11 protein-coding genes and 1 pseudogene are annotated in these 14,198 nt (G+C 43.1%); 2 read left to right on the forward strand and 10 right to left on the reverse strand.

What is annotated here, in order from left to right; all coding sequences use genetic code 11:
- Positions 1-3: 3 nt before the first annotated feature.
- Positions 4-1,902: a sensor histidine kinase gene (locus FE296_RS27260; protein ID WP_150367073.1), complete on the reverse strand. Its 1,899-nt coding sequence runs from the start codon at positions 1,900-1,902 to the stop codon at positions 4-6.
- 53 nt (positions 1,903-1,955) lie between these two features.
- Positions 1,956-3,569 (reverse strand): extracellular solute-binding protein, encoded by a 1,614-nt coding sequence (locus FE296_RS27265; protein ID WP_223869135.1) that lies wholly within the window; start codon positions 3,567-3,569, stop codon positions 1,956-1,958.
- A 199-nt stretch (positions 3,570-3,768) separates the two neighbouring features.
- On the opposite strand from FE296_RS27265, the gene FE296_RS27270 reads away from it, so the two are divergent.
- On the forward strand, positions 3,769-4,026 hold the full coding sequence (locus tag FE296_RS27270) for a GlsB/YeaQ/YmgE family stress response membrane protein (protein WP_074095306.1): 258 nt from the start codon (positions 3,769-3,771) through the stop codon (positions 4,024-4,026).
- Positions 4,027-4,329: 303 nt separating this feature from the next.
- On the opposite strand, the gene FE296_RS27275 is transcribed toward FE296_RS27270, so the two are convergent.
- The 5 genes from FE296_RS27275 to FE296_RS27295 form a co-directional block, all read right to left on the reverse strand.
- Complete coding sequence (locus FE296_RS27275) at positions 4,330-4,593, reverse strand: hypothetical protein (protein ID WP_150367075.1); 264 nt, start codon at positions 4,591-4,593, stop codon at positions 4,330-4,332.
- 135 nt (positions 4,594-4,728) lie between these two features.
- Complete coding sequence (locus FE296_RS27280; RefSeq protein ID WP_150367076.1) at positions 4,729-5,703, reverse strand: phosphotransferase enzyme family protein; 975 nt, start codon at positions 5,701-5,703, stop codon at positions 4,729-4,731.
- A 195-nt stretch (positions 5,704-5,898) separates the two neighbouring features.
- Positions 5,899-6,690 (reverse strand): SDR family oxidoreductase, encoded by a 792-nt coding sequence (locus FE296_RS27285; RefSeq protein WP_124114925.1) that lies wholly within the window; start codon positions 6,688-6,690, stop codon positions 5,899-5,901.
- Between the two features lie 537 nt (positions 6,691-7,227).
- Positions 7,228-8,163 (reverse strand): copper amine oxidase N-terminal domain-containing protein, encoded by a 936-nt coding sequence (locus FE296_RS27290; protein WP_150367077.1) that lies wholly within the window; start codon positions 8,161-8,163, stop codon positions 7,228-7,230.
- Between the two features lie 913 nt (positions 8,164-9,076).
- Entirely contained in the window at positions 9,077-9,631 is a 555-nt protein-coding gene (locus FE296_RS27295) for a TetR/AcrR family transcriptional regulator (RefSeq protein WP_150367078.1), read from the reverse strand.
- Here FE296_RS27295 and FE296_RS27300 point away from each other — a divergent pair.
- Positions 9,621-10,115: pseudogene (locus FE296_RS27300) on the forward strand (SDR family NAD(P)-dependent oxidoreductase); the annotation flags it as partial. The gene FE296_RS27295 and the pseudogene FE296_RS27300 sit on opposite strands and share 11 nt — an antisense overlap.
- Before the next feature lie 227 nt (positions 10,116-10,342).
- Here the strand turns inward: FE296_RS27300 and FE296_RS27305 are convergent.
- The 3 genes from FE296_RS27305 to FE296_RS27315 all read right to left on the reverse strand — a co-directional run bounded on the left by FE296_RS27305 (position 10,343) and on the right by FE296_RS27315 (position 14,170).
- The gene (locus FE296_RS27305) at positions 10,343-10,999 is read right to left on the reverse strand and encodes a DJ-1/PfpI family protein (protein WP_124114921.1); all 657 of its coding nucleotides are present in this window, start codon (positions 10,997-10,999) and stop codon (positions 10,343-10,345) included.
- A 486-nt stretch (positions 11,000-11,485) separates the two neighbouring features.
- Positions 11,486-12,448, reverse strand: a complete 963-nt coding sequence (locus FE296_RS27310; protein ID WP_150367080.1) for a glycosyl hydrolase — start codon at positions 12,446-12,448, stop codon at positions 11,486-11,488.
- Positions 12,449-12,490: 42 nt separating this feature from the next.
- Complete coding sequence (locus tag FE296_RS27315; protein ID WP_150367081.1) at positions 12,491-14,170, reverse strand: ABC transporter substrate-binding protein; 1,680 nt, start codon at positions 14,168-14,170, stop codon at positions 12,491-12,493.
- Positions 14,171-14,198 lie beyond the last annotated feature (28 nt).

The following is a 14,198-nucleotide window of genomic DNA, read 5'->3' on the forward strand; positions in this document are numbered from 1 at the left end:
GCTCTACCACCCTCCAAGATTTACATTTTCCCAAGGCAAGCGTATCGTTACACAGGTATATGCACCTTGCACACTATCAATCCAAAGACCGCAATTTTTGCCATAATGAAGCTGCAACCGCTTATTCACGTTTTCCAAACCAAGTCCGCTCCTGCTAGTAACCATAGGCGTATCCGATTCGCTTCGCAGTACTGCCTGAAGACGGTGTAACATCTCCGGCTCTAACCCCTCTCCGTCATCTCTTATGTTAATGAATAGCAGACTGTCATTCTCCACAGAAAAGGTAATCTCTATAGATACCCTGCCGCCTGAAGGTGCCCCGTGATGAACGGCATTTTCAACGATGGGCTGCATACACATCTTGGGAATGGCGTAGCAAAGTATCTCCTGAGGAAGATCTGCCGTCATAACGATACTGCCGCCTTCCATAAAGTTGATAAATTCAATATAACTTTGGATATTGGCAAGCTCCTCACGAAAAGCAACAGTATCGCTACGCCACTGCATGCTGTAACGTAGCTGCGAGCCCAACGACACCAATGAATTGGCTATAGCAGGCTGCCTCTGTACTTCTGCCACCATCCGGATCGATTCCAGGGCGTTATATAAAAAATGAGAATTGATCTGCGAATGCAGGGAGTGCAACTGTGCGTTTTTGGCAATTAACTGTTTATCCACGACCTGTGTCATTAGGCGTTTGACCTCATGTAACATTTTATTGTAATTCACTGCCACCTCATCGATTTCATCCCCTCTTTCGTTCTCATCAAGGCCTGTATCAATCATTGCATCCAGCTCGCCTTTCCGTACCTGACGCATGGATACCAATACGCTGTCCAACCGCCGGAAAATACGCCGCGTCGTTTGGGATACAAGTAGCATAATCAGCAGCAATACACATAATGTAATCGTTACCACAAATGCATACCAACTGCGCGGCCCTTTCATCAATGCCTGATGAGAAGCAATATCGACCACATATGTGTTCAACGGAGCGATGTATCGATACAATGCATAGTAGCTCTGATCTCCCACCTTAACCTGAAGCGGGCTTTCCTGCGGCAATATATCCAGCTGGCGATGAATATTGCCAAGGATCTCCTCCATCCCCTGCCCGTACTTCTCAGAAAACTCATGCTGGGGATTGTAAACATACTGGGGAGGATCACTTGCGTTCATCAACACCGAAAAGAAGTCCCCCTTGTTCTCCTGGAGCAGGTCGCTGAAAAACATGCTGTGGGGAACGCGCACTTCCATAATACTAGGGCGTTTTTGTTCCTGCCCTTGAAGGCGAACCAGACGATAGTAGGATAATGTGTCTTCACCATCCCTAAAAGAAAATAAGCGGTAAGCCGCACCACCTTCATCCCGAAGCTTTACCCAATAATCCTGCGGCGAAAATTTCTTGTAATGATAGATTTCAGGCCAGATTTCATACAAGTTTGGGTTATCGACGTAAAAGCTAAGCTCACTGATCATCGCATTGCTTTGAATGATATTGAGCATTTGCTCATACTGGTTTTGCTTGAACTTTACCAGACGCAGTCCATCCACAATCATATTGGAATGAATAAAATCCACAAATGACTTTTGAGTGAGGGCTGTGTTGGAAGCGTTCTCAATCATGTCCATTCTTCTTCGCAATTGTTCATTCAGCCATGAAACGTGACTATTTCCTGTTGCCATAGCGTCCTTATATAGCTGGTTTTCTTGCATACGGATATACACAAAGGATATCAAAATAACAGGTATGGCAATCATCAGGCTAAATGCCAGAAAAAGCTTTTGGGATATACGGGCATTGCGATAAAGCTTCTTGAATCTCTTCAGCAGGTATTTCATTCTGATGTATTCACCGCCTTTGTTATACCATATATTACTAGTTAGCTGATAGGTAACCATGTATTAGGGAATGGTTATCTGGCTATCTTGGCTTTCCGCAGTTCCAATTCAGCCTAGCGATATTCCATGACCTGGTTAAAGCCGTAGTTCACACGACGTATCAGAAAGTTTTCGAAAATTTTGTCAAAGGCAGCTTCATCCTTCGCTGTAATCAGTTCTGGCAGCACCTCTTCCCAATTCTGAGAAATACGTGACCAGGCTAACGCTATATCGGAATCCCCTACAGGATCGAGTCCCTTATAGATGCCGCTGTCCAGATCGGCGTGCTGGTTAGCGAACGCCTCCATTTGCTTAATGGACGGGATATGCTCTGGTCTCCACGGGTTAACAAAAGCAGGGTTTCGCAGCATCCAGTAGGTATCCATAACGCCATATTCCTTTTCCAGCCGCTCCCGCTCCGTGTCATGCAATTGGACCATTGCCGCCGTCAACCGGGGTTTGCCATTCTCCATCGTCCAGGTTTCACCTTCTTTGCCCAAAAATAAATCCCTTTGGCCTTCTTCGCTGGACAGATAGGTCAAAAATCGGATGGCACGTCCAGGGTTTTTCGTGGACCTGCTAATCATCGTAACCATCCAGCCATCCATGCTGCCGGGGAACAGTTTGGCGGATTCTCCCCTGCTACTCCGGGGTCCATCTACAGCAATATAGTATGAATTCTGATTCGTAAGGGCTTCCAATTTTGCATTGAGGTCCGATATGTCTGTCCATTCCCGAATCATCATAAAATATTGGGCATGGTTGGTTTTATCCTGCACCTGTGCACTGGAGTCGACCAGAAAATCAACATTAATCAGGCCCTGCTCGTAAGCGGTACGAAATGTTTTCAGCCACTCGATATAATCGGGATCTGTCATTCGGTCGTATACCTTACCGTTCTGTTCATGGGGGATTGCAAGCAGATTTTGCAAATATTCGGTCATCCCATAGGATGCATTCCCCTGTGCCCAAAATGGACTGATGAGCTGACCTTTATAAACCGAATATTGATTCTTCAACAAGTGCAGTGCATCTAAGAAACCTTCCGGTGTGCTAAGGTCCGGTTTGCCCATCGATTCATACAGATCTTTGCGTACGAGAAAGGTTTGGTTGGCTCCCGTCAAGCCGGTTGAACGCATCTGTTCGGGACTGTATGCATCATTGGGAATGACATAGGTATGCCCGTCTTCCTGCCGATACCACTGTAGAGCACCCTCACCTGCTACCTTGAAAAAGTAAGGATCATACTGGTTGGCGAGCTCATCCAGGGCATAGATGAGATTACTCTCCCTCAGTTTGTTAACTGCACTCTCCCAGGAGCCGATGGTTATCAAATCCGGCAGACTACCGGTCGTCAACATCTGTGATAACCTCTCGCTTGGTTCACCGGTAGGTACTTCAAATTCGATATTAACCCCTGTTTTTTGGGTGACATATTTGGAAGTCAGGCTCTCACCCCAAGTGTGCCCGTACCATTCGGCTCCAACGAACCACGTTAGATTCACGGGGGTGGTATCCAGCTTCCATGACGGTTCTTCCACATTCAGATTAAGGCTTTGTGTCTGCTCCGTGAAGTTAGCCTTTGTCGAAGCACTCTTATCTTCCGTTTGCTCTGACTCAGAACAAGCAGCCAAGCCTGACATCAGACACATGATCAACAAGGCTAAAATAAAAGGACTTCGAAACATGAACACCTAAGTGCCTCCTTTCTATACTGGCCCTCTCCAATCCCCATCTGCACCAGCATTCATACGAGTAGTTGTACAACCGATTTTACTATCATTGGATTAAAATGGAAATGCTTTCGTGGTCGATTATCGGATCATCCGCAACATTCTCCCTAATGAAACATAACTTGTAATAAATCAATGGAAGGGAGACTAATTCATGTATTTAATCTGGATACTTATTGTCGGTGGGCTAATTGGCTGGTTAAGTGGAAATCTGATTGGACGGGACGTGCCGGGAGGCGTACTCGGAAATATCATTGCTGGCTTTGTTGGATCATGGTTAGGGTATGAACTGTTGGGACCGAGGGGGCCGGTGGTGGGTGGATTTCATATCATACCCGCGATCGTCGGGTCAATCATTGCTCTCTTGATTTTCTATGCTCTGGCCCGCGGTGGAGCGTTCCGAAGACGTTAACAGGCGGAGACGTAGATCTGTTATATATTGGGTAATCCTGATCAGAGATGCTGCGACATCAGCGACTTTCATCAAAAAGGCCCGAACCGATAATCTTAGAATGATTAACGATTCGGGCCAGTGTTCTTACATATCATAATGCAAGAGAATGGGGAATGTCATAATAGCGACACTGAAGGGAACAAATGTTCTTGTCCATACTAGTTCGTTTCCCTCAACAATATTTTGTTATGGTGGTGGCTAAAATCACTTGGAGATTATTACTCTCAGATGCAGTATTACTCTATTAAGCGTCAACTATCTTCATCCTCGTATCTCCCTTACATATTCAGAGCAATCTTGGACCAAGTCATGTAACATATTCAAGTCTACACATCGTTTTTCCATTAGTGGATTATCCCAATCAAAATCTTTAATTATAACCACAGCAAACTCCTTCCTATACCAGCCAACATCAATAATAATCCTTCCATCGTTATAGCTGACTTGAAAAATATCTTCTTGATCCAAGAATTCCGTTCCATTGTAAGCAATAATTCCCGGTGAGAAATCTATGTCATCAAACATTAATTAAGCTCCCCTCACGTTTGCTAGCGTATTAATGAAGAAATCATCCGGATCGGTCTGAGTAAATTAGTCGTGAGGGCAGTCGATTAATTTGGTCGGCTGCATTCTTAGTTTCGTTAAACTATAATTTCGCCGTCAGTTCAATAAAAAATTTTCTCCTTTAAGATATTTCCTAAAATAGTTCTGAATAACTGATGGGAAATTTTCCGCTAAGGATGGTTGTTCATTTGAATTTAGAGAGTGGAATGCAAAAGTCCTAATTATTGACCAAATAAAAAATGCTTCTAATATCTCGAAATAATTCTCTTGTAGTTGATTTACTTTGCTATACGTTGAAATAAATACTTTCCTATTCTCAGATGAAAGGTGCATAAATGTTTCAGCCATATCAAATAAATAAAAGCCATAGCCAGAATTTGAAAAATCTATGGATCGAGGAGTATCCTCATAAAAAACATAGTTACTCTCATGAAGGTCAGAATGAATAATTCCCCAGTTACTTGGCAAACGTTTATGATTTTGTATCACATTTGCTATTTTATGGGCTGACTCTTCCACATAAACAAACACTTCACTTGAGATAAGCTCTAAATTTACTAACTGTTTTAATTGATTAAGTGATGAATATAAATGATCAGAATTGTATATTGGTCTAATAAAGCCTTCCGGTGGAATCCACTGCATAGAATGTTTATGTAGAGCCGCCATTAAGAGAGCCAAATTTTCAGTTTCATTACTTGTTGGCTCTCTTTTAAGCACACTTCCATGAATCCAATGATGAATAGTCACCATGAATGTGTTTTCGCTAAGATCAGTTGATATTTCTGTTACCAGATCACCTTGAAAATTTCTGACAGGGGCAGGTACGACGAGATTTGTGTCTTTAACCAAAGCTTCAAGCCAAATAAGCTCTGATGCAACATTCCCTTTTGAGTGAATGGAAATCGTTGAGATATGGATTTTGATAAGATACTTTTGATTATCATCGTTGGTCTGAACTTGAAATGTAACATTATCACTCTTTCCGAGATACACAAGTTTTTCCCAAATGATTGGGTATTGATGTAAAGCTTCTTTCGCTACCTTCGCATAATCTTCCTCAGAAAGCATAGTATCCACTCCAGTTGATGTGAATTTTACTTCACAATTTTACCAAGCAGACTTTATTTTCTGGTGATAAAAGTTGATTATAACTAAACTTTACTGCTCAGTAATTGAATAAAGCCGTCGATCCTGTTGATCGGCGGCCTTATTTGGTTTTATGGAACTATTGTTTCCCGTGAGTTTAATGAACTGTCTTCCTAATTAAAACCCACCTCTAGAATGGATGATTTGTCCGGTGATCCATTGGGAGTCATCGCTTGCCAGAAAAGCAATCAGACGGGATACATCTTCAGGAAGACCGATCCTGCCCATCGGAAATCCCGGTAGCAAGGCTTTTTTCACTTCTTCTGACATCCAACCCGTATCGGTAGGACCGGGATCAACCGCATTCACAGTAATGTGAAAAGGAGCCAGTTCAGCAGATAGACATTCGGTAAAGGTGGAGACGGCGCCTTTTGTTGCGGCATAAGCGAGATTGCCAGGCATCGGCCCCTTACCCTGACCGGACGTAAGGTTGATGATCCGGCCGCCGTTAAGGGCCTGACGGCCGGCCAGTTCAACCTCCAGCATACGCGCAAATTCGGCCGATAGCATGAACGTACCTCGAATGTTCATGGCGCAATGCGCATCGATCAGTGATGCATTCAATTGACGGAAATCAGCTGATACGCTGTACGTAGCGTTGTTAACGAGAATGGTTGGCAGCCCGACAGCCGACCGGCACGCGTCAAGCACTCGCGCTGGAGAAGCGGGATCGGTAAGATCGACCTCCATATGCGCTGCCTTAATGCCTAACGAGCGAAGTTCTTCAGCGAAGAGATCCGGCCAGTTCTTGTCGGCATCTCCCGGATTCTCTGTCTTATCATAATCGTACAGATGGGTATAGAACACATTAGCGCCTTCGTGCGCCAACGTGCGGCAGACGGCGGTTCCGATCCCTCCAGGGCGGCTTGTGCCTGTCACGATAGCAGTTTTTCCATATAGTTTGCTCATTTTATTTCCTCCGTTTAATAAGGGAGGGAGAAATCCATTTTTCGTTGGAGATGAAATTATCCTAGGTATAACAAAAACGGATACATCAAGTATCCGCGCCCGGGTTTGATCAAACGGTTCCTCGCGTCCCTTGAATGATTGCAGATCGGCATCACAAACGAGGCGTGTGGTAATAACCAAAACACCAAGTCGAGCGATCCAGTTTAGATAATCATTACAAGGAAGTCCACATTGTCCGGCGAGTCCCCTTTCCTACATCTCCAATTCAAATATTACGAGTTAAACCCAATTACTGTCAAGATAAATACATGGCAGGTGCCAAATATCGCAAATCTGATTGAACTAACCTGCCCATTAGCTTAACGGATTAAAGGTAAAATAACGATTACGCCTATTCTGAAATAGGAACATGTTCTTGTCCCTTAACGTTAACGATGATAAATCATCACAAAGTACTATCTCGGCATATGTTTTCATCCTCCCCCTTTCTTTGCTAAAGTGCTTATTGACGAGCTTGTTTAATACAATCATCCAATATTATTCTTCTTCATAAACAACGACGGTTTTACTTTCTTCTTCCCATTGCACGGTTGCATCCAATGCCTCACTTATGAAACGTACGGGTACATAAGTACTGCCTTTTGTAATAGTGGCTGGCGCATCCAAAGAGACATTTTTGCCATTAACAGTTGCAGTCTTACTGTCAACCACAAGTTTAATGCTCACCCCATCCTTCGTAACAATGATGGAGCGCTCTTCGGGATTCCATGCCACTTCGGCTTTCAAAGACTCAGCTATGGCGCGAAAAGGAACAAACGTGTTGCCTTTTTTGACAAAAGGTTCGGAGTCGGAAGCTTCCCCGTTCACATACAGCTTCACCCCATTCTTTTTACCCGCCTTTTCATTAAGTTTTCCCATTGTTTTGTACAGGTCCAGGTTTTTAAAATTGGCTTTAATGGCCTCTTCCTGCAAATACACCGCGTCAGTCACACTACCGTTTTTTTCGAGCATTTCTGCTGCAGTTTCCAACGCCTTGTCCTTTTCAAGGATGGCTTCAAGTTCTTTAATTTGTTCGTCCGTCAGCTCAGTCGCATATTTTGTAAGCAAAATATCGGCTAGTACAGCACCTGCCGGTTTATCTTCCACATGTTGAATAGCATTTAGCAAACCTTTGTATCCTTTGGAGCCTTTTTTCTTGGATTCGGTTGGATCGGTTGGATTGTTGGTTGTATTCTCTGTCTCCGATGTTGAGGGATCCTTAACTTTGTCTTCTTCAGTGCTGACCGTGTCAGCAGACTCGACTTTCTCGGTCTGTTTCTCCTCAATTTGAGTTTCTTTGTCTTTGGGTGCTTTTGACGATACCGCTTTACCTGATTGTCCGGATGGAGTATTTCCCGGTTTGGCTGAGCTTGTGCCTGCGGCGGTACCAAGCATTAGCGCCAGACTGGTTAGCAAGATGACTGTTTTTTTCATGGACGATTCCTCCTGAAGTAAAAAAAATATATGCTCCTTCATTATCGGCAGAATAAATACATTCTGATAGGAATTTTACGAATAATTCGCCTATCTCCTTTTCATCAATACATTGTAGTGAAATCAAACTCGAAGGACGTCATCAAATATAAATCTTGCTTATCGTGAAGCGATCTTTTTACTTCAAATATATGTTTCTTTAATCCAGACCGACAGCCGAGTTGGAGAGCAACAAAAAACATGTGCTGTCTCCCCCTGCTTCTCCATCCATTTAAGTTGGTCCCCACGAGTGCATGATGTTATCCATATGGAGTATATCTCAATCAGGTATACAAGGTATCTTTCCATTATCCGCGAAGCTGGCACAAAGTTACCGAAGAACGAGGCGTCATTTATTGTGAAATATCCTGCTCCTGTTGTGCTTCAAGGTTCACTGGGAAAGACACTTACTTTTATTAAGATAAACATTATACCGGTATGGTTAACTTGGAGTTCGGGTGTAGTCTCGTAGCTTTAACATTCACATAATTATTCCCTTTGACATAGCGGCTAAAGAGAAGTCAGCCTTGTCTCAATTCAGTTTTTGGATAAACAGCCTTACCCCTTCCGGTGGAGATTCGAATTGTCTCATGAGGTCATCTGCTAATTTTCGGTAGGAAGGATCTTTGAGATGACTCCAGAAGAAGATTGGATTGCTTTTGAGAGCTAGTTTTAATTTTTATATTGTAACAGCCTCCTCCCGATACTCGGTGAACCTCTATGTGTTATTGAGGTTTTAACTACATATGCTTATTATTTAGATGATCATCTAACCGGTAATCGGAATATGTTCTTGTCCTTTTCCATTTCGGCAATCGGAACAAGTCCTTGTCCATCGCTTCAAACATAAGAAAACACAAAAGAAGCCGCCAAATTAGCGACTTCCAATGGAACGATGTTCGTGTCCTTCGACAACCGGGTTCAACAAGTTCCAAAATTGTTCAACCATGACGGATGGCGGATACGGCATCGAACGGATAATCCACCATTCCAATACACCCACTGATGCTGAAATTAAAAATTGTACTGTAATGTCCCTGTTCCAGTCGTGAGCGAGATTGTTTGAATCCAGATGTTCAATCAGACTTTTTCTTAACATGGTCTCCATTTGGTTTCGAAATACGATGCTTCCCTTGCTCTTCAGCATAATCGAGTAAAAAGAAGCATGCTGCTCCAAATAATCAAAAGTGTGAAGGAGTACGGTTTTGGAAGGAAGGTGGCTCAGGTCATCTCCAGACATACAATGTCGAAGCAATTGGTTAATCTCAGCTGTTATGCATTGCTCACGAAGATCGTACTTGTCATCGAAATGCAGATACACCGTTCCTCGATTGACATTTGCTTCTGACGCAATTTGATTAATTGTTATGCTCTCGAATTCCTTTTCTGACATTAGCCTCACAAAAGCATCATTAATCGCTTGCATCATACAACCCGATGATGCGGCGGGAGTGATCGATGAGGATGTTTTGATTTCGACGGTCGAGACAAACTTGCTGGGTCCAATTCGGTTGACTTCTGCATTAATCGTTCATTTGAAGTCCAAAGAAGAAGCTTTTGTCATTAACACGACTTCGATCCTTGGTTTTGTACCGTTAGCCGCAACGGCTGTATATTCCGCAACGAAGGCAGCGCTTCATACCTACACGTTGTCCCAAAGATACATGCTTAAAGACACTTCGGTTAAAGTGATAGAAATTGTGCCACCGTGGGTTCAAAGCAACAACGATGAACCCCGTGCGATGCCACTTTCGTCATTCATTCATGAGTCGATAAAGGTACTAGGTACGGATACAGACGAAGTTCTGGTCGAAGAAGCGAAAATATATCGAAATAACCCTGGCCTGAACGAAGGTATTTTTGTGACCCACCTTAACGATACGATGAAGTCTGAACCTCCAAAGATTCATTGAATTTGTATTATCATCTGGAGCAACGGATTAAGTGGATGGAAAAAAATTGAGTTTCGGCGTGAAACTATTAGATCACCATCAAATCGGAAATGGCACAATGTTCTTGTCCTTTTCGGCAAAGGTACCAAGTTCTTGTCCTCAGCATGGGACAAGAACTTGTTCAATAAAAATAGTACCACCCGTCCAACAGGTGGTACTATTGGAGAATATGCTGAATTATTCGTAATTTATAAGTTGGGTTCCCGTTTTGCAAACTCTTGTAACATCCCTCTTATTTGTTCCACCAATAAAGCAGGCGCTTTCTTTGGGGAACCCGTGTCAAACGGAGGCTGAGGATCATATTCCAAAATCAGCTGGACTCCTTTACTCATATCTTCTCCCAATTCCCATGCTATTAATTGAAGTGCCATATCGATACCAGAGGAAACACCTGCTGCTGTAACGATTTTGCCCTGTCGAACCACTCTTTCATCTGTTGGAATTGTTCCAAGTGATTGAAGCAGGTCGAAGGATCCCCAATGACTGGTGGCTACGGTTCCTTTTAACAAGCCTGCGGCGCTCAAAATCAGAGAGCCGTTACAAACCGACGTAGTCCATTTCGTAGTTTCATGCATTTGGCGAATCCATTTTAACGTTTCTTCGTCATTCATTGGAGTTTTATAATTTGGCGGACTGCAACCTGGAACAATCAGAATATCAGCTGAAGTAACTTCAGAAAAACTGTAATCGGCATGCAAATAACCCATATTTGAATCCAGTTTGATTAACCCTTTTTTCTTAGCGACAAACTTTACTTCACATTTCAGTGTAGCAGCAAAGACATCGTATGGACCTATTGCATCTAATGCTGTGATTCCATCGAAAAGCATAATTACGATTTTCAAGAGGATCTCTCCTTTGGAGTAGGATTCTATTCTTACAAAAAAACTATAACATACCTATACGGGGTATGGGTATGTAGATATTGTGAAATCACTTCTCGATGTTCTGGTCATGAACGGTATCGCCTACAACCATAATTGAGCCCCTCTATTACATTCTCAAAGAAACCGTACGTATAATCTATTACACAAGCGGGTGAATGGACATATTTTTGGAATGTTTTGTGATTGAATCTACCAATACCGGCCTATCCTTACCGAATTACATTCCATTAAATGCCTATAATTAGAATCTGCATATTTTGAACCATTCTCCATTCAACAATGTTACTTTGGCATCTTTTATAATGAAGAAGCATTTCAAAAACCAAACAACCGTTTCCCGGTGGCGTACTGGAAACGGTTGTTCGGTTTTTCCTTTTTTAATGTTTACTTGACAGGAAAGTAATCTATTTAGCAACTTTCATGGTGACTTTCCTCTCACAGGTTCTAATAGAGCTTTGGTAATTTGTCCAATGTGATGGCATAGTCACAATGATACGCGCTGCGCAACTCATCTTTTGTTGTAAACTTCTCTGTTTTACCAAAGTCAAGGGACCACGTCATAAACCACAACCACGGAATGTGTGAGGCGGATAAGCTTCTTATGCTCGGAATGGGTCCGATCTCACCGATGGCGGCAAATTTAGGTGTTGTTGTGATGCCAGTCAGTTCCTCATACTCCTTGCCTAAATCGGTATGTTGATGAGCCGGGGGATACATATTCCTGGAGATGATATCAACCACGTCATCCCCAACATAGCCTTCAACCAAGGGTGAATTCCATACCCAAATCAGATTATTCAAATCATGATAATTCGTATATCGCTCATACATCATACGGTACAACTCTTTCGCAATGGCCGGACCCCGGCTCCCCCACCAGAACCAGGTTCCTTCAGCTTCATGAAAGGGTCTCCACAAAATGGGGATACGATTATCTCGAAATTCTCGGAGAATGTCGGCCATATGGTCCATGTCAGATAGCAAAGCCTTGTGTTCATCGGTTCCCTCTACAATAGCTTTCCTCACGTCATAATCTGTATGTTCTGTATAAAAACTTTTATCCCGTCCGCCAAGCGGAGAAAACCAATGCCATGTGAACGTAAGCAAACCTCTGTTGTTCTTCGTCCACTCCCAGGCCTTTTGCAGCGTATCACGATTATCGGAAACTTCCAGTAAACACTCTTCTCCACTGTTCTTGTAATTAATATTTGGAGAATAAGCGAGAAGCTCGAATCCGCACAGCGCAGGCCACTTCCCTGTTACTTGATAGACGTAGTTCAATTCCTCTTGTGCCATGGTTTGGGTGTGCTGTCCCGTAATGATGCCCTTCCCCCGAATCTCGTTAAAATAGTTGAGCACAGCACGTACTTCTTCCGATGCTTTAGGATTGCAAGGTGCGGATCTCATCTTTTCCTCCCATTCTGTTCCTATCTATTAACAATTCAATTCTTAGTGACCATTCCACAGTTTAACGCGATCTTTTACATATTGACCAAAAGCCTCTTCCATCTCTTCCACTCCTGATTTTTCCAATTCAGCCATGTACTCATCCCAGACTTTATCAAAATTTTCCGGTTTGGCCATGACGGCCTCAGGAATTCGCTTCCATGTAATATCCTTCATTTTGGCCATTAGAATGGTCGCCTTGCTATCACTCGGCAGCGCAATATTGTAAACCGCACCGGCTTTTCTTTCAGGAAACTCATCTTCTTTCGGGAAGAGATCTCTCCAATGCTCGACCTGGTAAGCCGCCAAGGCTTCTTTTTCGGGTGCACTGTAGGTGGCTGTCAGAAGATCACTGTTTGTTTTAGTAAAATAATTGCCAGTCGAGTCCTCAATTCCATCCCCATAATGGACCGATAGGTTCCAATACAGGCCCAGACCCGATTCCTTCATGTAAGCACTGCCTTCATTGTCCATTTTTTGTTGAACTTCTTTCGGTACAGTTCTTTTTCCATTTTCTACAATATAATCTTGTCCTTCTATCCCCCAGTTCATCAGAATCTGTCCTTCTTCTGAAGCAAGGTAGTCCAAAAATTGGATTGCAGCTACAGGATCTTTACATTCACTGGAAATTGCAATTCCATATCCTCCATCAAAACCAGCTGACCAGAAGTTTGTATCCTTATATTCCTCAGACAAAGTTACTGGATAATGGCCATAGGTTTGATCAAATTTCCCGGCAGCTTTCAATGCCTGTTGAGCATCCCCATAGTCCCATGCAGGGTCGATTAGGCCAAGCACACGGCCGGATGAAACTTTAGACTTGAACTGATCCGTCTTTTGGACAAAGCTTTCCTTATCCAACAAACCTACATCGTTCATATGGTTCAACCAGCGGAAATATTCCCTTTCCTCAGGACGACGGAAATGATAGGTTACATCGAACGTTTCTTGGTCCACATAGTATTCTCCATCATCCGGCGCCCCTGTTGTAAAGAATCCCATATTCGTTACCTGATACATATGCCAATCATCTGCGTTAATGGTTAGTCCAATGTTTTTGTTACCGTTCTCATCTGTTGGGTGTTTAGTCAAATAGTCTGTAATAACCTTCTCGTAGTCCTCAACCGTACGAATTTCGGGATAATCAGCTTCTTTTACAACGCGATGCTGCAGTTGGAAGCCTCCATCAGCTTTGAATTTACGTTCATCGATTGCAGACCAGGTGGGGATGGCATAAATCGCTTGATCCTCCAAACTGTATTTGGCACGCACAATCTTATCGCCTAGCATTTTTTTGATATTGGGCGCATGTTCTTCAATTAGGTCGGTAAGGTCAAGAACTGCACCTACGTCCACTAGTTTGCCAAGATCAGCCTTTGCGGCTATGAGATCCGGAACTTCACCCGTGGCAGCCATAATGGATACCTTTTGCACAGGGTCTCCCACTGCGAAATCAGCATCTAAAACAACACCTGTTTTCTCTGTAATAACCTTTCCTATACGGTCATTCATATTATTCCAGTTAGGACTTCCATCCTCTGAAAAATAAGTAAGAGTGATAGGACTTGAGTCATCTTTACTTGCTGATTCCCCGCCACTATTTCCACTGCAGGCTGCGAGTTGACTTAGCAACAGACCAGCTAAAAGCAGTGATACTGCTGTTTTTCGGGTTGCCTTTTTCATAAAAACAAACACTCCCCATGATTCAGAT

The sequence above is a fragment of the Paenibacillus sp. UASWS1643 genome, from assembly GCF_008693195.1.
GTDB classification, from domain to species: domain Bacteria; phylum Bacillota; class Bacilli; order Paenibacillales; family Paenibacillaceae; genus Paenibacillus; species Paenibacillus amylolyticus_B.